This is a genomic window from Kordiimonas lacus (assembly GCF_001550055.1).
Taxonomy (GTDB): domain Bacteria; phylum Pseudomonadota; class Alphaproteobacteria; order Sphingomonadales; family Kordiimonadaceae; genus Kordiimonas; species Kordiimonas lacus.
Genome location: NZ_LRUA01000004.1, coordinates 68,357 through 95,000 on the forward strand (window position 1 = coordinate 68,357; position 26,644 = coordinate 95,000).

The following is a 26,644-nucleotide window of genomic DNA, read 5'->3' on the forward strand; positions in this document are numbered from 1 at the left end:
AGGATGCCGGGCTATTCAGTCCCGTCCGTTGACTCCATGCCGGCGCCCTTCAGATTCTCGCTCGAGTAGCGGGCATTGTCGCTGTCGCCTTTCAGTGTGGAAGGCAGTGATTCTACCTGTGCTTCTGTCCGTGGGCCAAGCACTGTGTCGAACACGATTTCATCGCCATCGCTGGAGCAGGCCGCCAAGGCAAACAGGGCTACAGCCGGGATCAGTTTTTTCATGTTTATATCCTCAATCATGATTTGAGGCGGACTTTGCCCTAAAATTATGGCGTCTTCAAGCCCGCGTGCATGCTTATTTTCTTGACCCCGGAGGGTGCGAGTGGTTCAGTGCCGCCCGGCAGATGGCTGGATGGCCGCCGCTACCTCAGGGTAGGGGAGGAAAGTCCGGGCTCCACAGAAACACGGTGCCGGTTAATGGCCGGCGAGGGCGACCTCAGGGAAAGTGCCACAGAAAGCAAACCGCCTATGCCCGAATGGGCAGGTAAGGATGAAAGGGTGCGGTAAGAGCGCACCGCGGTCCTGGTAACAGGACTGGCAGGGTAAACCCCACCGGGAGCAAGACCAATAGGGATGGTTGCCTTAAGTGGCAGGCGGGTTTCTGCGCCACCGTCCGGGTCGGTTGCTTGAGCGGCATGGCAACATGTCGCCTAGAGGAATGGTCATCACCAGTTTACTGGTACAGAACCCGGCTTACACGCCATCTGCCACTATTTCCATTTTCGCAATGCTTTGGATTGACGGCGTGTCGGATAAGTTGTTTTCTGAACACCATTTTTGATCCGTATTTTTGACCCAAAGAGCGCATATGACCGACACGCACCCTACAGACGCTGCCATTGAGGCCTTTATCGGGAAATGGAAAGGTTCTGAGGGTGGGGAGCTTGCTGAAAGCCAGCAGTTCTTGCTGGAGCTGTGCGACCTTCTTGCTGTGCCGCGACCCTTTTCCCAGGCGGAGGATGCTGAGGGTACCTATAGGTTTGAGCGCACGATCACCTTCCATCATGAAGATGACACAATATCGCGCGGACGGATTGACCTTTACAAGAAGGATTGCTTCGTCCTTGAGTCCAAACAGGGCACGCTGCGGCGTGAGAAGGAAGAGCTGGAGCGCCAAAAACAGTTAGGCTCCCGCACCGTTCGCTCGAAGCGAATTGGGACCGCCGTTCGCGGGACGGACGGGTGGGACCGGGCCATGCTGAAGGCCCGTACCCAGGCTGAAAGTTATGCCAAGGCGTTGCCCGCTGAGGATGGCTGGCCTCCCTTCCTGATGGTTGTTGACGTTGGCCATGAAATTCATCTGTATTCAGATTTTGCCCAGGCAGGGAAAAACTATTCTCGCTACCCCGACAGCCGGTCCTACCGCATCACAATCGACGACCTTCGCAAGGAAGAAAAGCGCGAAATTTTGCGGCAGATCTGGCTGGACCCACGCCAACTGGATCCATCGCGCAAGTCGGCCAAGGTCACTCGGGAAATCGCAGACCATCTGGCGAAACTGGCGAAATCACTGGAAGGAAAAGGGCATTCTGCGGATGCGGTAGCAGGCTTCCTGATGCGCTGCCTGTTCACCATGTTCGCAGAAGACATCAAACTGTTGCCGGAACGAAGCTTTACTGAGCTTCTTGAAAGCATGCGTGGTGACACGCGAGGCCTGCTACCCAGAATGCTGGAAGCGTTATGGGGAAGCATGGACCGGGGTGGTTTCAGCCCCGAGCTTCGAGAAACTGTTAAGCGTTTCAACGGGTATTTGTTCAAGGAACGGACGGCCCTGCCGCTTGAGGAACCACAGCTGGAGCTGTTGATCCTTGCGGCGCGGGCGGACTGGAAATCGGTGGAACCCGCGATTTTTGGTACCCTGCTTGAACGCGCGCTCGACCCGCGCGAGCGACACAAGCTGGGGGCGCACTATACGCCGCGGGCCTATGTGGAGCGCCTTGTTGTCCCAACGGTGATGGAACCCCTGAAGCAGGACTGGCAGGATGTGCAGACAGCGATTGAGACGCACCTTGAGCGGGGCGACCGCGATGCCGCGCGGGACGAGGTAAGGCGCTTTCACCACAAGCTTTGCACCACGCGCGTGCTGGACCCCGCATGCGGCAGCGGCAATTTCCTGTATGTGGCCCTTGAACATATGAAGCAGCTTGAGGGTGAAGTGATTGACCGGCTTGAACGTCTGGGTGGCCAGCGCGGGCTTGAGCTGGCTGGCGAAACGGTAGACCCACACCAGTTCCTGGGGATCGAGCTGAACCCCCGCGCCGCGCGCATCGCGGAAACCGTTCTATGGATTGGATACCTGCAGTGGCACTACCGCACCCACGGTACGGCCACGCCCGCCGAACCGGTGCTGAAAGACTTCCACAATATCGAAAACCGCGACGCGGTGCTGGATTGGGACGACAGGCAGCTGGTGCGGGATGATCACGGCGTGCCCATCACTGTATGGGATAGGCAAACCACAAAAACGCATCCGTCAACGGGCAAGGAGGTACCAGACGAAACGGCCCAAATGCCTGTCTATACCTATGTCAAACCCCGCGCGGCGGTTTGGCCTGAGGCCGAATTTATCATCGGCAACCCACCCTATATTGCGGGCAAGGATATGCGGGCGGAATTTGGGGATGGTTACGCGACCGCACTTTGGAAATCCTACAAGGTCAACAAATCGGCCGACTATGTAATGTATTGGTGGCATAAAGCTGGATTGTCGGTTCAAAAGGGAACAGCTCGTCGTCTTGGGTTCATTACCACCAACAGTATCACCCAAACATTTTCCCGTCGGACAGTGGAAGAATTCCTTGCAGCCAAGAAACCTTTGTCCCTGATATACGCAATTCCCAATCACCCTTGGGTGGATGGGAAATTTGCGGCTGCCGTGCGTGTGGCTTTTACTGTGGCTTGTGCAGGTAATCGTGAGGGGCGTCTCATACATATGATAAAAGAGCCGGGAGCCGAAGGGGAAGGTGTCGAAACCCCAGTTGCTCCTAAGGTGGGCAAAATCTGGGCTAATTTGAAGCAAGGCGCTAATGTTTCAGCGGTTGTGGGTTTGCGTGCCAACAGTCTTGTGTCGACCGCAGGTTACAAGCTGCATGGTGCAGGCTTTTTACTTTCCGCAGCAGATAAAAAGCGATTTCCTAGCCATTCTCAATGCCTGATATTTGACTTTATAAACGGTAAAGACATGACAGGTGCATCTCGAAATAAAAAGATTATTGACGCTTTTGGTTTTACTGATGAGGAATTGCGTCGCGAGCACCCAGAAATCTACCAGCATCTTTATGAACATGTAAAACCGGAGCGGGATGCAAATCGAGATAAGGCAATTCGCGAAAACTGGTGGCTGTTTGGTCGCAATAGGCAAGAGTTGCGGGCCGCGAAAGAGGGCCTGCCGCGCTATATAGCGACGGTGGAAACCGCCAAGCACAGGGTGTTCAAGTTCCTTGATGCTTCAGTTGCGCCTGACAATATGCTGGTGTGCATGGCTCTGGATGATGGGTATCATCTGGGCATACTTTCAAGCCAAATTCATGTCGTTTGGGCCTTGGCTGCCGGTGGACGCCTGGGGGTGGGGAATGACCCCCGATACAACAAATCCAAATGCTTTGACCCCTTCCCATTCCCGGAAACGGACGATGCGCATAAGAAAGTAATCCGCGACTTGGCCGACGAACTGGACACGCACCGGAAGGCGCGGCAGGAGGAGCATCCGAAGCTTACGCTGACGGAAATGTATAATGTACTTGAAAAACTGCGGGCCGGAGAGGCGCTGAATGACAAGGAAAAATCCATCCATGACCGTGGGCTGGTATCTATCCTGAAGGATTTGCATGACAAGCTTGATGCGGCGGTGGCGGACGCTTACGGCTGGCCACACACCCTGACGGACGATGAAATCCTCGAACGCCTTGTGGCGCTGAATAAGGAACGCGCGCGCGAAGAAGCGAACGGCGTTGTGCGCTGGCTGCGACCAGACTTCCAGAACCCGGAAGGCACGCGAGCGGCAACTCAGGGCAAGCTGGATGTTGGCGTGGCGGAAACGGTGGCGGCGGTTGGCAAGCGGCCGTGGCCTTCAAGCTTGCCGGAACAGGCCCAGGCCGTGCGCGAAGTGCTGGAAGACGGTGGTACACCCAAGGATGTGGCCACTGTTTACGCCGCCTTCAAGGGCGCGAAGGGCCGGGTGGACAAGGTTGCGGAACTTCTGGAAACCCTTGTTGCTGTTGGTCACGCCCGCATCACACCAGACGGCCATTTTGCAGCAAACAGATAGCTGGGACTGTGTTTGCCGCCCCCATTTTTCCTTTGTTATAGTGTTGCATAAAATTACTGTTTTACGATAATTTATCGCGCCCTGTGCACGGTTTGTCGCAAAGGATTGTGATTTGTCGCTGGCTTGCACTTTCGTTGCTGCGGGGCCACGCGCATGAACTTTCTATGTAAGATGTTCTGTCGGGCGTGGACTAAGAATAATAGCCAACACCAATAACGCGAGGATACCAAAATGAAATTCAAGTCTGTTGCCCGAAGGGCTCTCACAGGGGCCAGCATGCTGGCTCTGTCTCTCTCCCTCTCAACCGGCGCGTTTGCCGAAACGTGGGTCGAGAAAAGCAACGAATACTCTCAGCAACTGCTGAACCTTATGGGCAAATATCAGCCCGAGTTTGCCGCCCAGGTGGGCGTGACGGGTGTGGAAGCCAACGTCTTTGACCTCAAGGAAAATGTGGTGGACCGCTACCGTGCGGACTCGGTGGAAATCATCGCAACCCTGAAAGCCCAGATGGCGAACGAGACCGATCCTGCGCTTCTCCAGGATATGGCCATCATGGTGAAGGCGCTGGAGGACGGTGCACGGACGCTTGAGCTGCAAAATAGCGCGCAGCTGCCGTATTATAATGTGCCGCAGATGATCTTTGGTGGCTTTCAGGCCCTTCTGGGGCCAGGCAGTGATGCCTCGCGCCACGCACAGGCTGTAACACGGTTGAAGCGCTACGCTGGGCTTGAGGAGGGGTATACGCCGATTGTTGAACTGGCTATGGCCCGCACGCGTGAGCGTATGGGCAATGAGGCACTGAAGGGCCCTTACATCAAGGAAGTTGAGCAGGACCTTGAGCGCATGCCGACCTTTGTCGCAGGCATCGACAGCCTGTTTGAAGGCGCGGGCCTTGATGGCTGGCAGGACGCTGCTGCGACGCTTAAAGGCCAGTTGGCTGACTACCGCACCTTCATTGAAACAGAGATCAAACCGCGCGCCCGCCAAACGGCGCGGCTGCCGCGTCCGCTTTATGAAGACGCGCTGAAGGCCACATGGGGTGTGGACGCAAGTCCGGAGGAGCTGATCGAGCTGGCCACCCTCGGCTACGCCAACATTAAGAACGAAATGAAGGCCCTGGCGGTTCTGGTTGCGGCAGAGAAGGGTTATGACAGCCATGATTACCGCGACGTGATCAACCAGCTTAAGGAAGACACCATTCCGGGCGACCAGTTGAAGGCCTACTATGAGGACACCATCCAGAAGCTGGAAGAAATTGCCATCCGGGAAGGTCTGGTGACCATCCCTGAGCGCGACACGCAGGTGCGCATCATGACGGCGGCGGAAACGGCGCAGCAGCCTGCGCCGAACCTGCAGCCGCCACGCTTTGTGGGTGCAGGTGAAAAGGAATATCCAACCTTCCGCCTGCCGCAGCTGAAGAAGGACGAGAATGGCGAGTGGATCAAGACAGATGAAACCTTCCGTGCCAACGCCTGGACCCTTTCGGCCCACGAGGCGCGCCCGGGCCACGAACTTCAGTTCGCCTCGATGGTGGATAATGGCGTCTCGCTTGCGCGCCAGTTATACGCGTTCAACAGCACCAACGTTGAAGGCTGGGCGCTGTATGCCGAGGCCATCTCGAAACCCTATATGCCGCTGGATGCTCAGCTCGTGTCCCTGCAGCACCGCCTGCTAAGGGCGGCACGGGCTTTCCTTGACCCCATGCTGAACCTTGGGCTGATCGATGCCGTTGAGGCCAAGCGGATCCTCACAGAAGATGTGATGTTGTCTGAAAGCTGGGCGCAGAACGAGATCGAGCGCTATACCTACCGCATCCCGGGGCAGGCGCCGGCCTATTTCTATGGCTATTCGAAGCTGCAGGCGCTGCGGACGGAAGTCGAACTCGCGCTGGCTGACAAGTTCGATGCCAAGGCATTCCACGATTTCATTCTGGCGCAGGGCCTGTTGCCGCCAGCACTGATGCGCCAGGCGGTGATGGAGCGGTTCGTGCCGTCTCAGCTTTAAGAGGGCGAAGCTATCAGGAATTCAGGAAGGGGTGGCCTCTGGCTGCCCCTTTTTGCTTTGGTTTGACACAATTGTATACAATCTGGCGGATTGGCCTTCCAATTTCGGTTTCGGGCGCTACAGTCACTTGCTGATAAAAATACCAATCCGCAGGGGGATGTATATGCGCCGATATTTGAAGCTGATGGTTGGACTTGTTTGGATGGTGACTTGTTCGCTGCCGTCGGCTGCAGCCGACTTTGCCGAAGAAGTCAAAGGGCTTGAGCATAAGCCTGGCCTCGTGGACTTGTATGTGGATCATGCCAAAGCCCAGGCGCTGTTGGCGCTGGATGCGCCAGATGATGACGGCATGATGGGGCGGTATATTTACGCCACCTATCTTACGGGCGGGCTGGGGTCGAATCCCTTGGGGCTGGACCGCAGCGTACCGAACGGCAATGACATCATCCAGTTCCGTCGGGCGGGTGCCAAGGTGATGGCCATCATCGAGAACAGTCGTTTTCGCGCGACTGCAGACAGCGCAGCTGAGAAGCGCGCGGTGGAAACAAGTTTTGCCAAGTCTATCATCTGGTCGGGCGATATCATCGCTACAGACGCTGAAACTGGCAAGGTGCTGGTGGATATTGGCGGCCTGCTGATGCGCGACGCAACGGGTGTGGCCGCAACGCTCGACAGCACAGGGCAGGGCAGTTTCTCGATCAATAAAGACAGGTCCTACATCGACACTGGCGCGGCCTTCATGTTCCCCATCAACGGCGAATTTGACGCCTATGTCACCTTCGTGGGCTCCAAGCCCGGACCTGAAGTGCGGGCCACCACGCCTGTGCCTGAGGCGGTAACCCTGATCGCGCACACCACGCTGCGTGCGCTGCCGGATGATGGTTTCAAAACGCGCCGTTATGATGCCCGGGCCGGCGTGCTGGGCCTTGATTATATTGATATGTCCGCAGGCCTGGACGAGGATGTGGTGACGATACTGGCGCGGCGCTTCCGGCTGGAAAAGGACGCCAGCGGTAAGGTGATCAACCCGATTGTCTTTTATATCGATAACGGCGCGCCAGAGCCGATCCGCAGTGCGCTCGAGGAAGGCGCTAGCTGGTGGGCGGACGCGTTCGCGGCTGCCGGTTTCCCGGGCGGGTACCGGGTGGAGATTTTGCCGGAAGGCGTTCACCCGCTGGACGCGCGCTACAATGTGGTGAACTGGGTGCACCGGGCCACGCGTGGCTGGTCATACGGCGCTGCACTTTCCGATCCGCGGACAGGCGAAATTCTGCGCGGTGTTGTGCTGCTGGGCTCCCTGCGTGTGCGGCAGGATATCAAGATTTTCGAAGCGCTTGCGGGTGCAGCGAAAACCGGCACGGGGGACGCGGATGATCCGGTTCAGATTGCCCTTGCGCGTATTCGCCAGCTGGCGGCGCATGAGGTCGGCCACGCCCTTGGCTTTGACCATAATATGGCGGCCAGTACCTATGGTGGCCGCGCCAGTGTGATGGACTATCCTGCCCCAGATGTGCAGGCGAATGCCGATGGCACGCTTGATTTCTCAAACGCCTACGGTGTTGGTGTTGGCGCTTGGGACAAATGGACAGTGAATTTCCTCTACGGCGACTATGGCGCACAGGATGACCGTGCGGCGCAGGCCGAATTAGTGGCGGCGGCTGACGAGGCAGGCCTGATCTATGTGTCGGACGCGGATTCGCGCTCCGTTGCCACAGGCAACATTCGGGGTGCCTTGTGGGACACAGGCGAAGACGCGCTTGAAAGCCTTGCGAACACCATGGCGGTACGCCGGATCGCGCTGGACCGCTTCGGTGACGGCAATCTGCGCGCCAGTGAGGATGCGTCGGCGCTCCAGACCAAATTTGTGCCGCTCTACCTCTATCATCGGTACCAATTGCAGGCAGCGGCCAAGCAGATTGGTGGGGCAGAGTTCGCCTACCGTGCGAAAGGGGATGGCCGCGCCCGGCCGGTTCGCGTGGCATGGGAGCGTCAGCAACAGGCGATTGATGCCCTTCTTGGCACCATAATGCCAGAGGCGCTTGATGTTGCGGAGCCGGTACTGCTGGCGCTGTCACCACTAGGCTACGGCAAAGGGGACCCACAGTTCGACCGCGAAACTTTCGCGCCATCTACCCGTCCGATGTTTGACCTGATGGGTGCGGCGTCTGTTGCTGCGAACCTCAGCTTTGATGCGCTTCTGGCACCGCCACGGCTCGCGCGCCTCCATCAGCAGGGGCTGACAGCCGAGTATCCGGCACTTGAGCAAGTGATGGCGGACCTGACGATGGATATTCTGGGCAAGCCGCGTAAGAGTGCGCGTTATGAAGCGCTCAGGCAGTTGGTCATTGGCCAATATGCTGAACGGCTGATTGCCCTGACCCTCGGCCCTGATGTGGCGGTAAGTGTGCGGCAGGCCAGCCGTGCGGCGCTGATGACGCTCCGCAAGCAGGTGGAACGGGCGCGCCGTACTGATGCGGCCTTCAGCGATGGTCTCGTGGCACGGATCGATGACGCCCTGGCACGGGCGCGCACGCCAGCCGTGGGGCAGCCCGAAGCACCGGCCATTCCGCCTGGTAGCCCGATCGGTGGGGCGGAGACCTGCTGGCACTGCGGGGTTCAGGAATAAAGGGTAGAAAGGGGGGAGCCGGTTGGCTCCCCTTTTTTGTGTGTATTCTAATTCTGGCAAAAATCCCAACCTTCTGGGCAGGCAAGTTCTTTGAATGGCCCGGTCGAGGCGTGGATGAGGTCTTCTCGGCTGAGTATCCGCCCGCTATGGGCTGCGGCAAAATGTTGGGTGTCCAAGCCATAGCCTTCTAGTGCAGTTCTGAACTGGGCATACATTTCAGCGGGATCGGGCGCGCCGGTTTCTTTGAATGTGAAGAAATGATCAGCGCTGAAAACGATCTTTGCACCTGGAATATAGGTGACCAGATTATGGTCAGCGTGCCAGCTTGCGATATCGACGACCTGCACCAACCCGTTTGCATACCGGTTATTTTCGCCCGCAATCAGGAAGCGTTCGTCGGGCAACTCAGTGTGTGCGGCTGCACGAACCGCTTCCACATGGTCCTCCGCGACAATGAAGGTGACGCCAAGGTCAGCCACCTCCCGGAGGCCCCCGATATGGTCGTCATGATGGTGGGTTACGATCTGATATCGGAGTGGTTTGGTGGTCCCAAGGGACGCCTGCACCGCATCAAGGCGATCTTTCAGGCCGTGATATCCCCCGGATGCGATCAGATAGTCCCCGGCGTCAATGAAGATCGAGAAGGCGCCGCCCTGGCCCACATGATAGACATTGTCGGCCAGTTTTTGGACGGACATTTCTGCAAAATCCAGCGTCTTTGGAGGGGTGCCATATGTTGCAGGCACCGCGTAGGCTGCATCAATATCTATATTGAAATCAAGGGTGCGGGTTGCTGTCAGGCTGTCGGGCTTGCCGCGTCGCATCACATAGGTGTCTGCCGCAAAGGTAAAGCCATCCTGTTTTTGATAGTCGCTGAAAACATAGACATATTGGCCACCGTTTTCGGCATCAGGTCGGGTCATCTTGCTGACAAGACCGGTATCCTCATCAATATGAAGTGTGAACTCCGGATACCCTTCCGGATGAAAGCTGATGAGCTGTTGGGGCTTTCCGCGGTGAACGCCTGTGCCTTTGTAACTGGAATCTGCGCGGGCTTCCGACAGAAGTTTTACCAGCGCAATGTCCAGCCGCCAGGAAAGGCCTCGGTCAGCGCGAGAAAATCCCAGGCGTGGTCTTTCTGCGGCTGTCTTGGCGGAATGATGCAGTTGATAGCCTGTGGCGCCATCATAGAATGAGTGCTGGACATAGAGGCCTTGTACATAAACACCACCAATCGATTGCGCACTTTTGCGGCGCTTCCCATAGTCGATAGTGGTGCTTGTTACATAGGTGACCTGATCGGTCTCTGATGGGCTCCTGCTTTGGCCCCGGCGGAAACTCTTGTAGGTGTCATTAACTCGCAGGGTTTGCAGGTTCAGGAGTGCCTCGCCGCCATAGGCCGCGATTGCTTTCTCAATCAGTGCCTCTTCTCTGTCTCCAGCAAAAGCCGGCATGCTGGATAAAGCAATCCACGTAGCGGTTACCGCCCATAAGTTTTTGGCTAGCATAACTGTCCCTTGATCGATGATGTTGACTGACGCCTTCCGGCGCGGTCTTGATGCTCGCGCACCCTATGCAGCAGGGCCTTCGCCGCAATTTCTTTGAGGTGAACCGACAGGCAAGGGCGATCAATGGTGGCGCGCCACATGACCGGCCAACCGCTAATGTGTGGCGTCAGCCCCCATTATCTTCTGGCGCCTTTCTGGCGGCCTTGAACGCGACCTCTCGCCAGGGTGTGGCCAAGCCGGTTCTTCATGGGCCGGTATGGGCCAGGCGAGGGCCTTCTGAAAAAAACCAGTTTTCCGCCGTACTCGGGTGGGTCTGTGTGCTGGCTGAGTGGACACTTGGCCAGTCTGCAGCTACGGCGTGCCAATTTCCCAAATTGTTTTGCATCCGGAACAAAAGATAAACAAACGTCATTAACGAATTGTTTTGATTTGATTTATTGGGTCGAATCGGTCGTTTCGGGTACCCAAGAAACTTCACTTGCTCCCATGTAATCCCATTGACCAACTATGTTTACCCATGATATCCCAAATAGGTTCGGATGACGATCCGAATGCCTGTCTATCGTTTGGCGGCGTGCGGCGGGGGGAGAAGAACGGGGGCTGATGGGCAATGGCATTTTTCCTGTCCACATTCAAAAACAAGGTCGACAAGAAGGGACGTGTGTCCGTTCCTGCGCCTTTCCGTTCGGCTGTTTCTGGCGGCCATTTCCCTGGTGTTGTCGTGTATCGTCCGCTCAATCTTCCGTGCATCGAAGGCGCGGACATGGCCTTCCTTGAACAGCTGTCTGACCGGCTCTACGGCGACTTTGGGCCCTTCAACCCCGACCAAATGTCTGTCGCCACCGCCATCCTCGCCGGTGCCAGCCAGCTTCAGTTCGACCCCGAGGGCCGTGTCATGTTGCCGGCTGAACTTCGCGAGTTCGCGGGGATCGACGGTAGCGCCACCTTTGTTGGTTTGGGGCGCAAGTTCCAGATCTGGGACACGGCAGCCTATGAAGCGCACCAAAAAGAACAGTTGGCGCTTGCCTCCGAGACCGCGCCCAACTTGCCGCCCTTCGGCGGCGGGGGGCAGGCATGATTGCCGCCTCCAATAACGCCAATCATCACACCGGACATATCCCTGTTCTATTGAGCGAAGTTGTTGAGGCGCTGGCGCCCCGGGACGGTGACGTATATGTGGACGGCACCTTCGGGGCCGGCGGCTATACGCGTGCCGTATTGGCTGCGGCCAACTGCAAGGTCATCGCGATTGACCGTGACCCGGATGCGATCAAGCGCGCCGAAGCCTTCCGGGCTGAGTTCGGTGACCGGTTCGATATCCTTGAAGGCTGCTTCGGTGACATGCGGTCGCTGCTTACAGATGCGGGCGTGGAAAGCGTTGATGGCGTGATGCTGGATATCGGCGTGTCCTCCTTCCAGCTTGACGAAGCCGAGCGCGGCTTTTCCTTCATGGGAGATGGCCCGTTGGATATGCGCATGGGCATGTCAGGCGAAAGCGCGGCCGATGTGGTCAACACCTATGAAGAAGAGCGCTTGGCCAACATCATTTATGAATTTGGGGAAGAGCGGAAGTCGCGCCGTATTGCGGCGGCGATCGCCAAAGATCGCGCCACGACCCCCTTTACTCGCACCAAGCAATTGGCCGACATGATCGAGCGGGTCATTGGCCGTCCGCCCCAGCGCAAAGGGCAGAAGTCGGTTCATCCGGCTACGCGCACCTTCCAGGCCCTCCGCATTCATGTGAACGACGAACTTGGCGAGCTGGAGCGTGGCCTTGAAGGCGCGGAACAGGTGCTCAAGCCGGGTGGCCGCCTGGTTGTTGTGTCCTTCCATTCGCTTGAAGACCGCATGGTCAAGAATTTCATGGCTGAACGCAGTGGTCGCGCGAGCGGTGGTAGCCGCCATATGCCAGGGCCGGTATCCGCAGGGCCTGCGCCCACATTCGAGCAAAAGAACAAGGGAGCGGTGAAACCGGGAGGCGCAGAGCTGGAAGTTAATCCACGCGCGCGCTCTTCCCGGCTTCGCCACGCTATCCGTACCGAAGCCCCCGCGCGGGCGCCGGTCACGAAGGGGAGGGGCTGATGCGTCGGATGATCACCATTTGTGCGGCTGTAACGGCGTTGGCGTCTGGCGCGGCTGTCCTACAGTTGAAACTGGCTGTGCAGGAAAAAGCCGAAGCGGTCGAGGCACTGGCCCAAAAAATCCACGAGGACCGGGAGGCGATCCGGGTTCTGGAGGCTGAGTGGGCGTTCCTGACCACGCCGCGGTCGCTGCAGGAAAAATCCATCCGCTTCCTGGCCTTGATGCCGCCGAATGCAGAACAGGTGGTGACGGACATCACCCGTATTCCGTTCCGTCCCAAGGGCGTTGAGGCGGGCGAGGATCCGGGCGTGCTGCTGCCAACCCGGGCGAAGCCTGAAGAGAAACCGAAAAACGACAAAGCTGACGAAGACAAGAAAGGACAAAGTTTGTGAGTGCGACGACGGCATATCAGCGTCTGTCCCTGGAAGGGGAGCGCAAGAGCGCGCTTGATGTTGCCCGCAACCGGTTGATGGTTGCGGTTCTGCTGTTTTTTGCGGCCTTCGCTGTGATGGTGATCCGCACCGTCGAGCTTGGGTTGTCGACACCTGAAACCAAGCAGGTGGCGGAGCGCCAGATTGTGATTCCGCCTGTGAAGGTGGCTCGTGCCGACATTCTGGACCGCAACGGTGAAGTACTCGCGACAAACCTTGAAACCTCTTCACTGTACGCCAACCCATCCGAGATCAAGAATCCGGCAGATGTGGCGGCGCGCCTTGTTGCGGTGCTACCGGACCTCAGCCTGTCAGAGGTCGAGGAAAAGCTGTCGTCGGATCGTAAGTTCGTTTGGTTGAAACGGAAGCTCAGCCCGCGCGAAAAGTGGGAAGTGAACGCCCTTGGTGTTCCGGCCTTCCAGTTCCAGCGCGAGGAAGAACGAGTTTACCCGCACGGTCGCTTGGCGGCCCACGCACTCGGCTATGTGGATGTGGACGGAAACGGCCTTGGCGGCGTTGAATATTTCTTCAATGACCGGCTGAATGACGCTGGGCGGACTGATGAGCCGATCAAGCTGGCGCTCGATATCCGCGTGCAATATGCGCTGACGGATGAGTTGGAAGCGGCGATGAGCGCACACCGCGCCATCGGTGCCGCCGGCATTGTGATGGATGTGAACTCAGGCGAGGTAATTGCGCTGGCTTCCCTGCCAGATTATGACCCCAACGATATCCGGGGCGTGGCCAGCCAGCAGCGCTTCAATCGCGCAACACAGGGCGTATATGAGCTTGGCTCCACCTTCAAAACCTTTACTTTCGCGGCAGCGCTGGATCAGGGTATCGCAACCCTTGAAGACGGCTATGATGCGACCAAGCCACTGCGGATCGCACGCTTTACAATTCGCGACGACCATCCAAAGGCGCGCTATATGTCGCTGCCTGAGATCTTCGCTTATTCCAGCAACATCGGGACGGCGCAAATGGCGCTGGACATCGGGGCGGAGCGTCAGCAGAAATTCCTGCGTGATCTGGGCTTCCTGGACACAACAAATCTTGAGCTTGCGGAGGTAGGCAGCCCTATCTATCCGGCAACCTGGCGCAAGTCCTCGACCATGACAATTTCCTATGGTCACGGCATTGCCGTCAGCCCGGTTCAGTTGGTCAACGGTATTGCCGCAATGGTGAACGGCGGGCGGCTTATTCCTGCCACACTCACCCACAACGATGACAATTGGCGGCAGGGGCAGCAAGTGATCTCCCAGAACACAAGCCGGAAGATCCGGCAGTTGCTGCGCCTCGCCGTCACCAAGGGGACCGGCGGCCGTTCGGAGGCTGTTGGATACCGTGTTGGTGGCAAAACGGGGACGGCAGAGAAGGCCGTTGCTGGCGGGTATGACAGAAAAGCGCTGATTTCTTCCTTTGTCGGCGTTTTCCCAATGGACGATCCGCAATATGTGGTGTTCGCGCTCTTGGATGAGCCGCGCGGCACGAAGGAAACTTTTGGCTATCGCTCGGGCGGCTGGGTCGCGGCACCTGTGGTGAAAAATGTAATTTTGCGCTCCGCCCCTCTGCTTGGGGTGGCGCCGAAACGGGAAGATGAAGGCCTGTACCAACAGGTCGCCCTTATGATCGAAGAGGACTAGGGAAGGGGCAATGACAGTAACGCTTGCACAACTGTTGGGCGGACGCCGCGTGGCCGGGGATGTAACCATCACCGGTATGACCGTGGACAGTCGCCGTGTGCAACCGGGAGACCTGTTCGTTGCATTGCCGGGCTCAAAAGTTGATGGGCGCAAGTTCATCAACGACGCAATAAAGGCGGGTGCATCCGCCATACTGACGACCGAGGGAGCATCGGTAGAGGGGGGAGGCGTCCCCATTATAGACGACGCTAACCCCCGCCGCCGCTATGCTGAGTTGGCGGCGCGATTCTATGGGGCGCAGCCCGCAACGCAGGTGGCGGTTACTGGTACCAACGGCAAAACATCAGTCGCTGATTTCACGCGCCAGATCTGGCAGGCGATTGGGTTCGAGGCGGCCAGCATTGGTACGCTCGGGGTGCGCTCAACTTCCGTGAAACGCCCAGGTGGCCTGACAACACCGGACCCGATGGCTCTCCACGAGGTGCTGACTGAGCTTGCAAACAAGGGCGTGGATCATGCGGCGATTGAAGCTTCAAGCCACGGTCTGGACCAGTGCCGGCTGGACGGTGTGCGCTTGCAGGCGGCGGCTTTCACCAACCTGACGCGCGACCATATGGATTATCACCGTACGGAGCAGGGCTATTTTTATGCCAAGGCGCGCCTGTTTGGTGAACTTCTGGCGCCTGGGGCGGGCGCCGTGATCAATGTGGATGATCCCTGGGGGCTTATACTGGAAGACATCGCCTGGGCGCGCGGCCTGCGTATCCTGACGGTTGGCTTCCACGAAAAAGCGGTATTGCGCCTTCTCAGGCAGGACGTGACAGCAACAGGGCAAACCATCGACGCCTTGTTCGGCGGCAAGGAATACAGGGTTCACTTGCCACTTGTGGGGGCTTTCCAGGCCCAGAACGCGTTGGTGGCTGCAGGCCTCGTGATTGTATGCGGCGGCGACGCCGACCTGGTCATGAAGGCGCTTGAGGGCCTTGAAGGTGTACCGGGCCGGATGGAACTGATCGGCGAAAGTGCCACAGGCGGCGCTGTGTTTGTAGATTATGCCCATACACCAGACGGCCTGCGCACGGTCCTGAAGGCCGCGCGGTCACATAAACCAAATAAATTGAAGGTCGTATTCGGTTGCGGTGGGGACCGCGATGCCGGAAAACGGCCACAAATGGGGGCCATCGCCACTGAGCTTGCGGACGAGGTGTATATCACCGACGACAATCCGCGCAGCGAAGACGCGGCCGCCATCCGGTCCGAGATCAAGGTTGCCTGCACATCAGGCATTGAGATCGGCGACCGGGCAAAGGCAATTGAAACAGCAATCCTCTCGCTTGATGCGGGCGATATGCTGATTGTTGCCGGCAAGGGACATGAGGAAGGCCAAACGGTTGGGGAGATCGTGGTGCCTTTCTCCGATATCACGACGGTCAGGGAAATCCTGACCGCTCAGGGTGCAGGAAGCGGGGGCTGAGAGAGTGTTTATTAAAGAGCCATTATGGACATCGGCGGAACTGGGAGCCATGTGTGGCGGCCTGAATGCGCGACCATGGTACGCTGACGGCGTGCAGACAGATAGCCGTGAGGTGATGCCTGGTGACCTGTTTGTGGCACTGAAGGGCGAGTTTGAGGACGGTCACAGCTATCTGGCTGACGCATTTGCCCGCGGTGCCGTTGCAGCGCTGGTGAGCGAAAGCGTGGATGGTTTTGACTTGGGCGACACACGCCTTGTTCATGTGGCCGATACGCTGGAATCGCTGCGCCTGATGGCAGCTGAAGCTCGCCGCAGGGCTCCAGCAAAGATTATCGCGGTGACCGGCAGTGCCGGGAAAACCAGTGTGGTACATGCGCTCAGGAAATCGCTTGAACGGGTGGACAGCACGCACGCCAGCATCAAAAGCTACAACAACCATGTGGGTGTGCCCTTGTCGCTTGCCCGCATGACCCGCACCAGCCGCTTCGGCATTTTCGAGCTGGGTATGAGCGGGCCGGGCCAAATCCGCCACAATACAACTTTGGTGCGCCCGCATGTGGCGGTTGTCACCGGTGTTGGCGCCGCACACACAGAGGCCTTCTCGAACGTTGAAGCGATTGCCGGGGCCAAGGCCGAAATTTTTGAAGGTCTGGCGGATGGCGGCGTTGCTGTTATCAATATCGACCACCCCTATGCTCATACGCTTGTCGAGCTCGCCAAAAAAACAGGCCATGAGGTTGTTACTGTTTCGGTGACTGGGGATGCGGATGTCCGTCCGCTTCGAATGACTGAACACCACAATTGTACCTGCCTGACCGCAGAGATCGCCGGTACACCGATCACCTATAAAATCGGCCAGGCAGGACGCGAATGGGTGCAGAACAGCCTTCTGGTGCTTGCGGCTGTCAAGGCAGCCGGGGGTGACTTGGGCCATGCAGCGATGGCGCTGGCCGCTCTGGAGGCAGAACCTGGGCGCGGTCGCACGCACACCCTGAAACTGCCTTACGCGCAGGCAACCTTGCTGGACGACAGCTATAATGCCAACGCACTGAGCATGAAGGCCGCCTTGCGCCGCCTGTCCCTGGTGCCGCTCAGCCAGTTCGGGCGTCGAATTGCTGTGCTTGCTGATATGCGCGAGCTGGGCGATGAAGCCAAGGCGGTCTATCAGACACTGGCCAAAGATATCGAAAAGTTCGGTGTGTCCAAGATTTATTCTTTCGGACCAGAGATCACAAATGTTGCCAAGAGGGCCGGTGTTGACGTAGTTGCGTGCAATTCCGTTGCTGACGGCGCCAACCAACTGCTGAACGACTTGCGGGATGGTGACGCTGTTATGGTAAAGGGCGCCAACAGCGCAGGCCTTGCAAAGTTCGTCGAATTGCTGCTGGAGCAGAATAATCAGGAAATCCGGGAAGACGCCACGCGAGTGGCGGGAGTAGCCAATGCTTTATAACCTGCTTGCCCAATACGCCGACCAGGGCGGTATTTTCAACCTGTTCCGCTACCTCACGTTCCGGAGCGGCGGGGCCGTTGTGACCTCGCTGATCATCTGTTTCATCTTTGGCCCGATGATCATTCGCTGGTTGAAGACCAAGCAGAAAAAGGGGCAACCCATCCGCGAAGACGGCCCGCAGAGCCATATTGTCGCCAAAGCGGGTACGCCCACCATGGGCGGCTTCATGATCCTGTTGGCGCTCGGGATTTCCACCTTCCTGTGGGCTGATCTTTCCAACAAATATGTTTGGGCCGTTATGATCGTAACCCTCGGTTTTGGGGCGATCGGCTTCGTCGATGACTACCTCAAGGTAACAAAACGCACCACGGGTGGGGTATCCGGCAAGGTCCGCCTTCTGCTTGAATTCGCAATCGCGGGCGGTGTGGCCTGGTGGCTCTCTTCATCCGACGGGACGGAACTTGCGCTGCCATTTGCCAAAAACTTCCTGGTGAACCTGGGCATTTTCTATGTGCCGTTTGCCATGCTGGTGATGGTCTGGGCCGGGAATGCCGTGAACCTGACTGATGGCCTTGATGGTCTGGCGATCGTACCGGTGATCATTGCCTGCGCCGCCCTTGGTTTTATCGCCTATATGGTTGGCAGCACGGTTTATGCCGACTATCTCGGCATCACTTATGTAGGCGGGGCAGGGGAGCTGACCGTTCTGTGCGCTGCCATGATTGGCGCGGGCCTCGGCTTCCTGTGGTTCAACGCGCCGCCCGCCATGGTGTTCATGGGTGACACAGGCTCGCTGGCGCTTGGCGGCATGCTGGGCAGCATTGCAGTGGTGATCAAGCATGAAATCGTGCTGGGCATCATCGGCGGCCTGTTCTGGCTGGAGACCATTTCGGTGATTGTCCAGGTGATCAGTTTTAAACTGACAGGCAAGCGGGTTTTCCGCATGGCGCCTCTGCATCACCACTATGAAGAAAAAGGTTGGGCGGAACCAACCATTGTGATCCGCTTCTGGATTATTGCCATCGTGCTGGCGCTCGCGGGCCTGGCCACGCTGAAACTGAGGTAAGGGCGACTTGATTACGGCACCAACATATAAGGACAAGATAGTTGGCGTGTTCGGCCTGGCCCGAACCGGTATTGCAGCTGTTGACGCCCTTGCGGCCTCTGGCGCCCACGTGCTTGCATGGGACGATACGGTGGAACGTCGCGATCAGGTTGGCAGCTTCGCAAAAGACCTGTACCGGGCGGACTTCACTGGCATGTCCGCGCTGATGCTGGCGCCTGGTGTGCCGCTGACGCATCCCAAGCCTCACGCGCTTGTGGAGAAGGCAAAGGCTGCAGGCGTGCCGTTGATCAGCGATTTCGATATTTTCCAGGCCGCGCGGGAAAGCCTGCCGGCTCACCGCACCGTGGCCATCACTGGCACCAACGGCAAGTCCACGACGACGGCGCTGATTGGCCATATGGTGGCCAGCTGCGGTCTGCCGGTCGCCATCGGCGGCAACATCGGTCGTGGTGTTCTTTCGCTTGACCCACTTGAAGAAGGCGGCGTGTATGTCCTCGAAATGTCGTCCTTTCAGTTGGGCCTGACGCAGAACTTCCAGGCTGACGTGGCAATCCTTCTGAACCTGACACCCGATCATCTGGATCGCCACGGTGATATGGCCGGCTATACGGCTGCTAAGAAACGCCTATTTGATATGCAAGCCAAAGGCGCCGCTGCAATTGTCGGGCAGGATGATGCTGCCACCACAGATATGGCAGCAGCGCTCGCAGCGCCTATCGTGCGCATTGCTAGCACAAATGAGATGCCGGGTGGTGTCTATGTAGCTGACGGCAAGCTGGTGGATGATACAGGTGGTGACCAAAAGATTGTTGGCGACCTGACAAGCTTGCCCACCATGAAGGGCGCCCACAATTGGCAGAATGCGGCGGCGGCATATGCAGCAGGTCGCGCGCTTGGTCTGGCAGCCCGTGACATCTTTGAAGCTTTCAAAAGCTTCCCTGGCCTTGCCCACAGGCAGGAGCTGATCGGGGAAGTTGATGGCGTGCGGTATGTGAACGATTCCAAGGCTACCAATGTGGACGCTGCCAGTCGCGCTTTGGCGTCCTATCGCAGCATTCGCTGGATTGTGGGCGGCCGGCCGAAAGACAAGTCCTTTGCGGGGCTACTTCCTTTTGTAGGCAGTGTGAAAACAGCTTATCTTTTGGGCGAAGCTGCTGACGCGCTGGTGCATGACCTCGGCGAAACTATCCCATATGTGGATTGCCGCGATATGGCTGACGCTGTCCAGAAGGCCGCAGCAGACGCTGAGCCGGGTGACGTTGTGCTGCTGTCTCCCGCTTGCACGGCCTTTGACCAGTTCACGGATTTTGAAGCCCGGGGCGAGGCTTTCCGCCTTGCGGTGCATGCGCTAATGCAGGGAGATGCCAAATGATCGCTTTCTCTCGCACCGATAATTCCGTCCTGTCCCGCTGGTGGTGGACCGTTGACCGCTGGATGCTGGCCCTTGTGCTGGCGCTTGCCGGTGTCGGTATCTGGCTTACGCTGACGGCAAGCCCGGCAGTGGCAGAACGCCTTGGCCTGGATGCCATGCATTTTGTCAAACGCCAGGCTGTGTTCATGACTCTGGGGCTCGGGACCGTTTTTGTGGTGTCCCTGATGTCAGCTACCATGGTGCGCCGCATGGCGGTAATTGGCCTGCCGGTGATGCTGGTGCTGATGCTTGCAACGCTTGTGATCGGACCTGAAATCAAGGGTGCGACCCGGTGGCTGCAGATTGGCAGCTACACGCTGCAGCCCAGTGAATTCATGAAGCCGTTTTTCATCGTTTCCACGGCATGGGTACTGTCCTCACATTTTTCGGACGAGAAGATTCCAGCTAAGCAGGTTGCTCTTGGTTTGTATCTGTTGGTTGTCAGCCTCTTGATCCTGCAACCTGATTTTGGTCAGACAATTCTGATCAGCACGGTCTGGTTCGCCCAGATGGCACTCGCGGGCCTGCCCATGATGTGGATGGTTTTGACCGGGTGCGTTGGTGTGCTGGGCCTTGGCGTTGGCTATGCGCTGTTGCCACACGTGGCCAGCCGGATCGATCGTTTCATCAACCCTGCAAGCGGTGACACATACCAGACCGACAAAGCCATGGAGGCCTTCGAGGCTGGCGGCATGCTGGGCAAGGGGCCGGGCGAGGGCGCAGTGAAGCTGCACCTGCCTGATGCCCACACGGATTATATCTTTGCTGTGGTCGGCGAAGAGTTCGGCGCGATTGCCTGTGTGCTCTTGTTGGTGTTGTTTGCCGGTATTGTGGTGCGCGGCCTTGCACATCTCCTCGAAGAGGAAAACCCGTTTCGCCTGTTGGCGGCGGCGGGACTGATCATGCAGTTTGGCCTGCAGACGCTGATCAATGTGGGTGTGAATTTGGCCCTGTTGCCTTCAAAGGGCATGACACTGCCATTCATTTCCTATGGTGGGTCGTCGATGCTCGCGCTTGCCATCGGCATGGGCATGATGCTGGCGCTCACGAAACGCAACCGGTTTATCCGGCCGGGGTCTGACCCCATGGGGTGGAGGGCTGCCGAGTAATGTTGATGCGCGCTCCAAATATCGTTCTCGCAGCTGGTGGCACCGGCGGGCACATGATGCCCGCTGAGGCCGTTGCTGACGTTCTGGTGCGCGATGGCTATCAGGTGTCGCTGGTGACAGACACCCGCGGTAACAGTATTTCAAATGCACTCGTGGACGTAGACCGCCATGTGCTCAAGACCGCGAGCCATATGGGCGGCGGCATCTTTGGCAAGATCAGGTCGGTGCTGAGTATCCTCAAAAGCACGCTGCAGATGCGCCGCCGCTTTAAAAAGACACAGCCAACTGTGGTGGTGGGATTTGGCGGCTATCCAAGCCTGCCTGCCGTTTTGGCGGCACGCAGCCTGAAAATCCCGTTTGTGCTGCATGAACAGAATGCAGTGCTGGGGCGAGTGAATCGTTTTGTTGCTGAAGATGCCCGTGTGCTGGCGCTTTCAGTTCAGGATACGGCCAAGGTGCCAGTAGGGGCCTATACGGAAGTCACAGGTAATCCAGTGCGGCAACTGATCGCCAAGCTTTCAAACATTGCCTATGCCGTGCCGCTTGGGTTTGGTGATGTACGACTTCTCGTGATCGGCGGAAGCCAGGGTGCACGCATCCTGTCTGACGTTGTGCCTGCGGCTCTCGCGCTGCTACCGGAAGATATTCGTCAGCGGATTGAGATGACACAGCAGGCCCGCCCGGAAGATGTGGGCCGTGTGATTGCTGCCTATGAGGATATTGGGGTACGTGCCCGTGTGCAGGATTATTTCGAGGATGTCGGTTCGCTTCTGCTCAGGACACAGTTGGTGATTTGCCGGTCTGGCGCGTCCACGATTTCCGAACTGGCGGCCATGGGCCGCCCGGCCATCATGGTGCCGCTTAAAATCGCCGCAGACGATCATCAAAGCGCAAACGCAGCTGCGATTGCAGAAGCAGGCGGTGGCTGGGTGATGCAGGAAGATGATTTCACGCCGGAAGCGCTGGCGAAAAAGCTTGAGCATCTGTTGACAGACATGAGTGACCTGAGGAATGCGTCCGAAGGTATGCGCATGGTTGCCCGCCTGGATGCTGCCGAACGCCTGGCTTCCATTGTTGTCAGTATCAGTGAAGAAAGTGAGGCGCCAAAATGAAGGGCATTCCGTTCGACATTGGCATGGTTCATTTCGTAGGCATTGGCGGGATCGGCATGTCTGGCATCGCAGAAGTGATGCATAACCTGGGCTATAGCGTGCAGGGGTCAGACATCAGCGAAAACGCCAACGTCCAGCGCCTCCAGAAAATGGGTATCACCGTCAAGATTGGCCAGTGTGCCGAAAATGTTGAAAACGCCCAGGTTCTCGTTGTTTCAACCGCCATCAAGGCCGACAACCCGGAAGTCATGGCCGCGCGCGAGCGGACGATACCTGTTGTGCGTCGGGCCGAAATGCTGGCGGAACTGATGCGCCTCAAGTGGTGTGTGTCTGTTGCGGGCACGCACGGCAAGACCACCACAACTTCGATGGTGGCAGCCGTTTTGGAAGCTGCGAAGGTTGACCCAACGGTGATCAACGGTGGCATCATCAACAGCTACGGCACCAACGCGGTACTGGGCGAAGGTGACTGGATGGTCGTTGAGGCGGACGAAAGTGACGGAACGTTTGTCAAGCTGCCGGCTACAATCGCGGTTGTCACCAACATGGACGCTGAACACCTGGATTTCTACGGCACGTTCGAGGCTGAAAAGGAAGCGTTCAAGCAGTTCCTTGACCGTGTTCCTTTCTATGGCGCGGCCATTCTGTGTGTCGACCACCCGGAAGTGCAGGGGCTGATCAGCCACCTTCAGGGCCGCAGGTTTGTAACCTACGGCATGTCGGCACAGGCAGACGTGAGGGCAGTGAATATTTCTGCTTCAAAGGGCGTGGCGGCGTTTGATGTGGCGGTACGCGACCGGGCAACGGGCGACGTGCATACCATAACGGGCTTCAGCCTGCCGATGCCGGGCAACCACAATATCCAGAACGCGCTGGCGGCTATTGCCGTGGGGCTTGAGATGCAGGTGGACGAAGAGACGCTTCGCCTTGCCTTCAAAACATTTGGTGGCGTCAAGCGGCGTTTCACCAAAACAGGCGAAGTGGGCGGTGTGACCATCATCGATGATTATGGCCACCACCCGGTTGAGATCGCAGCCGTTCTGAAGGCTGCACGCGAAAGCTTCGATAACCGTGTTGTGGCTGTGGTGCAGCCGCACCGCTATACCCGCCTAAAAAGCCTGTTCGAAGAATTCTGTACCTGCTTCAACGACGCCGACACGGTGATCGTGACCCCGGTTTATGAAGCGGGTGAACAGCCCATCGAAGGGGCTGACCGTGACAGTTTGGTGGAAGGCCTGCGCGTGCACGGCCATCGCCAGGTGGATTTCATTGATGGAGAAGGCGACCTTGCCGCCGCCGTCAAGCGCCACGTTTCGGCGGGTGACGTTGTCGTGTGCCTTGGGGCTGGCTCCATCAGCAAGTGGGCCAACGATTTGCCAACCGCACTAAAAGCGCTGGAGACGTAAGATGATTGCTCAGGAAAAACATATGCCGTTCATCGATAACCTGCCTCATGTGAAGGGCAGGCTGGTTGAAAATGCGCCATTGTCCCGCCTGAGCTGGTTCCGAACCGGTGGTCCAGCGGATGTCTTGTTCGAGCCCGCTGATGAAGCTGACCTAGTGTCTTTCCTTCGTCATGTTCCGGGGTTCGTGCCGATCACCGTTATCGGTGTTGGCTCTAACCTTCTGGTGCGTGACGGTGGTGTTGAGGGGATTGTTATACGGCTTGGCCGTGCCTTCGCGCAGATTGACGTTCGCGCTGACGTGGTGAGAGCCGGCGCGGGTGCCATGGATGTGCATGTTGCACGTGCGGCCCAGAAAGCTGGCCTGACAGACCTTGAATTCATGGTCGGTGTACCGGGTACTGTAGGCGGTGCGCTGCCGATGAACGCAGGTGCGTACGGTTTTGAGATCCAAGACGTGCTGATCCACGCCCACGGCGTGGACCGCTACGGCCACCAACACGAGTTGCGCGCTGACCAATTCCATTTCGGATACCGGTCGTCAAACCCGGAGACCAAAGACCTGATTTTTACCCGCGCATCCTTCCAAGCGCGCACAGGGGATCCTGCGAGCATTTTGGTGCGAATGGAGGAAATCTCGGCAGAACGCCAGGAAAGCCAGCCGATTGGTACGCGCACGGGTGGCAGTACCTTCAAGAACCCGGAAGGCATGAAAGCGTGGGAGCTGATCGACCAGGCAGGCTGCCGGGGCATGCGCATTGGCGATGCCCAGGTGTCGGAAAAGCATTGTAATTTCCTGCTGAACCACGGCACGGCAACAGCGGCCGAGATTGAAGAATTGGGCGAAGCTGTACGCGCCAAGGTGCTGGAAGAAACCGGCGTCCAGCTGGAATGGGAAATCCGGCGCATAGGCCGTAAAGAAGGGGAGCAACGAACCGCATGATGACCGTCCTTGTCCAGCGTAGAAAACTGTTGTTAACGCTCGGCTTCCTTGCGTCCGCAGTGGCCTATGGCACCTGGCTGGCCCCTATGGTTGAAACCTGGGTGGTAGAGCGCTCACGCGATGCGGGCTTTGTCCTCAGTGACTTGCAGATTTCGGGGATCGAACGCAGCAAGCGCGCTGATGTTTTGGCCGCCCTTGATGTGGATGACGGCGTGCCGCTTCTGACCATGAACCTCGAGACCATGCGCCAACAACTGGAGCTGCTGCCCTGGGTCAAGGAAGCTAAAGTTACGCGGGTCCTGCCTGAAGGCCTCAAGGTGATGTTGACAGAACGCCAGCCATACGCGCTTTGGCAAAAGGGTGGCAAGGTTAGCCTGATTGATGAAACAGGTACCATCATCACCCAACGTGGCCTGGTGGAATATTCTGACCTGATGATGATCGTAGGCAGCGGTGCGGCAGACTATATTGCTGAGCTGCAGACCCTCCTTGATACTGCAGGGGCACTCTCGTCCCGGGTTCGCACAGCGGTACGCGTTGGTGACCGCCGCTGGGACATGATTTTTGACAATGGTATCCGGGTAAAACTCCCAGAGATGACAGCCAAATACAGTGCTTCTGAGGCATGGCAGAAATTTGCGTCACTGGAGGCTGAGTATCACTTGCTTGGACGTGAAGTCGATGTCATTGATATGCGCCTGTCTGACCGCATGGTGCTGAGGGTATCACCGGAAGGCCGCCGCCGTATGAGCGGCACCGGTTGGGCAACATAGTGATGTTGAGAGTATAAAAAACATGAAAGCAGTGAACGGCACACAGGAAGGAATGATCGCAGCGCTCGATGTCGGGTCCGCGAAGATTTCCTGCCTTATTGCTGAAGTGGATGCTGATGGAAACATGCGGGTTCGCGGTGTTGGCAACCGGGCCTGCCTGGGCGGCGTGTCTGCGGGCGCTGTGGTTGATATGGACGCGACGGAAAAAGCCATCCGCGCGTCGGTTGACCAGGCCGAAAAGATGGCCGGTGCCACCATCAGCGATGTATTCCTGTCCTTTTCGGGCGGTGAGCCCACAAGCAATGTGATCGAAGTCCAGGTGGATGTTGATGGTCATGCTGTCAGCCAGTCTGACATTGACCGTGCGGTTGCCAAGGCGCGTGAACAGGTTGATGTCGATGAAGACGAAATCCTGCATGCATTCCCAGCAGCTTTCGCCGTGGACGGTAATTTTGGCGTCAAGGCGCCTACGGGTATGTACGGCAAGAAGCTGAGTGTGGCACTGCATGTGATCACGGCTTCGAACGGCCCACTGCAGAACCTGCAGGCATGTGTACGCCGGGCGCACTTGAATGTGGCAGGCGTGGTGTTGACCCCATTTGCCTCAGGCCTGGCTACCCTTGTGGCGGACGAAGCCAAAATGGGGGCCGCAGCCATTGATATTGGCGCGGGCACTACCAGCATTTCCATTTTCGCCCAGGGTGCGCTTGTGCATGCTGAAGTGCTGCCCATCGGCGGCGCCCAGATCACCGAGCAAGTGGCGCGATCACTGCTGACACCGTTCGAGCATGCCGAGCGCCTGAAGACTTTCAATGGCGCGGCCGCAGTTGATCCTGCAGACGAGCGGCTCGAAATTGAGGTGCCTCAAGTGGGCGAAGGCGGCGATGACGCCATTGCCCGCCAGCCCAGAAGCGCACTGACGGGCGTTATCCAGAAAGAACTGGAGCTTTTGTTTTCCACCATCGGCAAACGTCTGGATGCGTCCGGCTTTTCTGGAGTGGCCGGGCGCCGAGTGGTGCTGACAGGCGGTGTGGCACAAACGGAAGGCATCCGGGACCTGGCCAGCCGGGTATTGGGGCGCCAGGTTCGGGTCGGACGGCCTGAACTGATTGACGGGCTGCCGGCAGCGGCGCAGGCCCCAACATTCGCGGGGGCAGTTGGTTTGCTGCTTTACGGTGCGCGGCGACCGGTTTTGGAAACCATGAAAAAGAAACAAGAGAAATCATCAGTACCCACGCGGGGGGCGTTTGGCCGCTTTTCGCGCTGGGTTCGGGACAATTTTTAACGGGCAGAAACGCTTGCAGGCTGGCCAACACAGCCGTCGCAGGATACAAAGA

General features: G+C 58.0%; 19 protein-coding genes and 1 other RNA gene. 18 read left to right on the top strand and 2 right to left on the bottom strand.

From position 1 onward, the window contains the following. Positions 1-11 precede the first annotated feature (11 nt). Positions 12-224 carry a hypothetical protein gene (locus tag KORLAC_RS06955; RefSeq protein WP_068304824.1) on the bottom strand — a complete coding sequence of 71 codons (213 nt, stop codon included), beginning with the start codon at positions 222-224 and terminating at the stop codon, positions 12-14. A 118-nt stretch (positions 225-342) separates the two neighbouring features. On the opposite strand from KORLAC_RS06955, the gene rnpB reads away from it, so the two are divergent. The 4 genes from rnpB (at position 343) to KORLAC_RS06975 (ending at position 8,899) form a co-directional block, all read left to right on the top strand. Then, positions 343-714: RNase P RNA component class A (rnpB, locus tag KORLAC_RS06960), an RNA gene on the top strand. 96 nt (positions 715-810) lie between these two features. After that, positions 811-4,269, top strand: coding sequence for a class I SAM-dependent DNA methyltransferase (locus tag KORLAC_RS06965; RefSeq protein ID WP_068304826.1), 3,459 nt, complete (start codon positions 811-813; stop codon positions 4,267-4,269). A gap of 231 nt (positions 4,270-4,500) precedes the next feature. Next, positions 4,501-6,273, top strand: coding sequence for a DUF885 domain-containing protein (locus tag KORLAC_RS06970; RefSeq protein ID WP_068304828.1), 1,773 nt, complete (start codon positions 4,501-4,503; stop codon positions 6,271-6,273). A 163-nt stretch (positions 6,274-6,436) separates the two neighbouring features. After that, positions 6,437-8,899, top strand: coding sequence for a zinc-dependent metalloprotease (locus KORLAC_RS06975; RefSeq protein WP_068304830.1), 2,463 nt, complete (start codon positions 6,437-6,439; stop codon positions 8,897-8,899). 47 nt (positions 8,900-8,946) lie between these two features. Here KORLAC_RS06975 and KORLAC_RS06980 read toward each other — a convergent pair whose 3' ends face one another. Next, positions 8,947-10,353 (bottom strand): MBL fold metallo-hydrolase, encoded by a 1,407-nt coding sequence (locus KORLAC_RS06980; protein ID WP_139167658.1) that lies wholly within the window; start codon positions 10,351-10,353, stop codon positions 8,947-8,949. 664 nt (positions 10,354-11,017) lie between these two features. Between KORLAC_RS06980 and KORLAC_RS06985 the strand changes: the two genes are divergently transcribed. From KORLAC_RS06985 to ftsA, 14 genes are read left to right on the top strand one after another with little or no spacing between them, the layout of a single operon-like run. Next, positions 11,018-11,485, top strand: coding sequence for a division/cell wall cluster transcriptional repressor MraZ (locus tag KORLAC_RS06985; protein ID WP_068304836.1), 468 nt, complete (start codon positions 11,018-11,020; stop codon positions 11,483-11,485). Beyond that, entirely contained in the window at positions 11,482-12,489 is a 1,008-nt protein-coding gene (gene rsmH / locus KORLAC_RS06990) for a 16S rRNA (cytosine(1402)-N(4))-methyltransferase RsmH (protein ID WP_068304838.1), read from the top strand. The genes KORLAC_RS06985 and rsmH overlap by 4 nt, the downstream gene beginning before the upstream one ends. Then, positions 12,489-12,881: a cell division protein FtsL gene (gene ftsL, locus KORLAC_RS06995; protein ID WP_068304840.1), complete on the top strand. Its 393-nt coding sequence runs from the start codon at positions 12,489-12,491 to the stop codon at positions 12,879-12,881. Before rsmH ends, ftsL begins: the two co-directional genes overlap by 1 nt. Further along, positions 12,878-14,563: a peptidoglycan D,D-transpeptidase FtsI family protein gene (locus KORLAC_RS07000; protein WP_068304842.1), complete on the top strand. Its 1,686-nt coding sequence runs from the start codon at positions 12,878-12,880 to the stop codon at positions 14,561-14,563. Before ftsL ends, KORLAC_RS07000 begins: the two co-directional genes overlap by 4 nt. A 10-nt stretch (positions 14,564-14,573) precedes the next feature. Continuing rightward, entirely contained in the window at positions 14,574-16,037 is a 1,464-nt protein-coding gene (locus tag KORLAC_RS07005; RefSeq protein ID WP_068304848.1) for a UDP-N-acetylmuramoyl-L-alanyl-D-glutamate--2,6-diaminopimelate ligase, read from the top strand. A 4-nt stretch (positions 16,038-16,041) separates the two neighbouring features. Further along, positions 16,042-17,490: a UDP-N-acetylmuramoyl-tripeptide--D-alanyl-D-alanine ligase gene (locus tag KORLAC_RS07010; RefSeq protein ID WP_139167657.1), complete on the top strand. Its 1,449-nt coding sequence runs from the start codon at positions 16,042-16,044 to the stop codon at positions 17,488-17,490. Then, positions 17,480-18,556 carry a phospho-N-acetylmuramoyl-pentapeptide-transferase gene (gene mraY / locus KORLAC_RS07015; RefSeq protein WP_068304855.1) on the top strand — a complete coding sequence of 359 codons (1,077 nt, stop codon included), beginning with the start codon at positions 17,480-17,482 and terminating at the stop codon, positions 18,554-18,556. Before KORLAC_RS07010 ends, mraY begins: the two co-directional genes overlap by 11 nt. Before the next feature lie 7 nt (positions 18,557-18,563). Then, entirely contained in the window at positions 18,564-19,928 is a 1,365-nt protein-coding gene (gene murD / locus KORLAC_RS07020) for a UDP-N-acetylmuramoyl-L-alanine--D-glutamate ligase (protein ID WP_068304857.1), read from the top strand. Continuing rightward, the gene (ftsW, locus tag KORLAC_RS07025) at positions 19,925-21,076 is read left to right on the top strand and encodes a putative lipid II flippase FtsW (RefSeq protein ID WP_068304858.1); all 1,152 of its coding nucleotides are present in this window, start codon (positions 19,925-19,927) and stop codon (positions 21,074-21,076) included. The genes murD and ftsW overlap by 4 nt, the downstream gene beginning before the upstream one ends. Further along, positions 21,076-22,188: an undecaprenyldiphospho-muramoylpentapeptide beta-N-acetylglucosaminyltransferase gene (murG, locus tag KORLAC_RS07030; RefSeq protein ID WP_068304862.1), complete on the top strand. Its 1,113-nt coding sequence runs from the start codon at positions 21,076-21,078 to the stop codon at positions 22,186-22,188. Before ftsW ends, murG begins: the two co-directional genes overlap by 1 nt. After that, positions 22,185-23,594, top strand: a complete 1,410-nt coding sequence (murC, locus tag KORLAC_RS07035; protein ID WP_068304864.1) for a UDP-N-acetylmuramate--L-alanine ligase — start codon at positions 22,185-22,187, stop codon at positions 23,592-23,594. The genes murG and murC overlap by 4 nt, the downstream gene beginning before the upstream one ends. Position 23,595: 1 nt before the next feature. Beyond that, on the top strand, positions 23,596-24,534 hold the full coding sequence (gene murB, locus KORLAC_RS07040; RefSeq protein WP_068304865.1) for a UDP-N-acetylmuramate dehydrogenase: 939 nt from the start codon (positions 23,596-23,598) through the stop codon (positions 24,532-24,534). Beyond that, positions 24,531-25,307, top strand: a complete 777-nt coding sequence (locus tag KORLAC_RS07045) for a cell division protein FtsQ/DivIB (RefSeq protein ID WP_068304867.1) — start codon at positions 24,531-24,533, stop codon at positions 25,305-25,307. The genes murB and KORLAC_RS07045 overlap by 4 nt, the downstream gene beginning before the upstream one ends. A gap of 22 nt (positions 25,308-25,329) precedes the next feature. Further along, complete coding sequence (gene ftsA / locus KORLAC_RS07050) at positions 25,330-26,592, top strand: cell division protein FtsA (protein WP_074519496.1); 1,263 nt, start codon at positions 25,330-25,332, stop codon at positions 26,590-26,592. Positions 26,593-26,644: the final 52 nt, after the last annotated feature.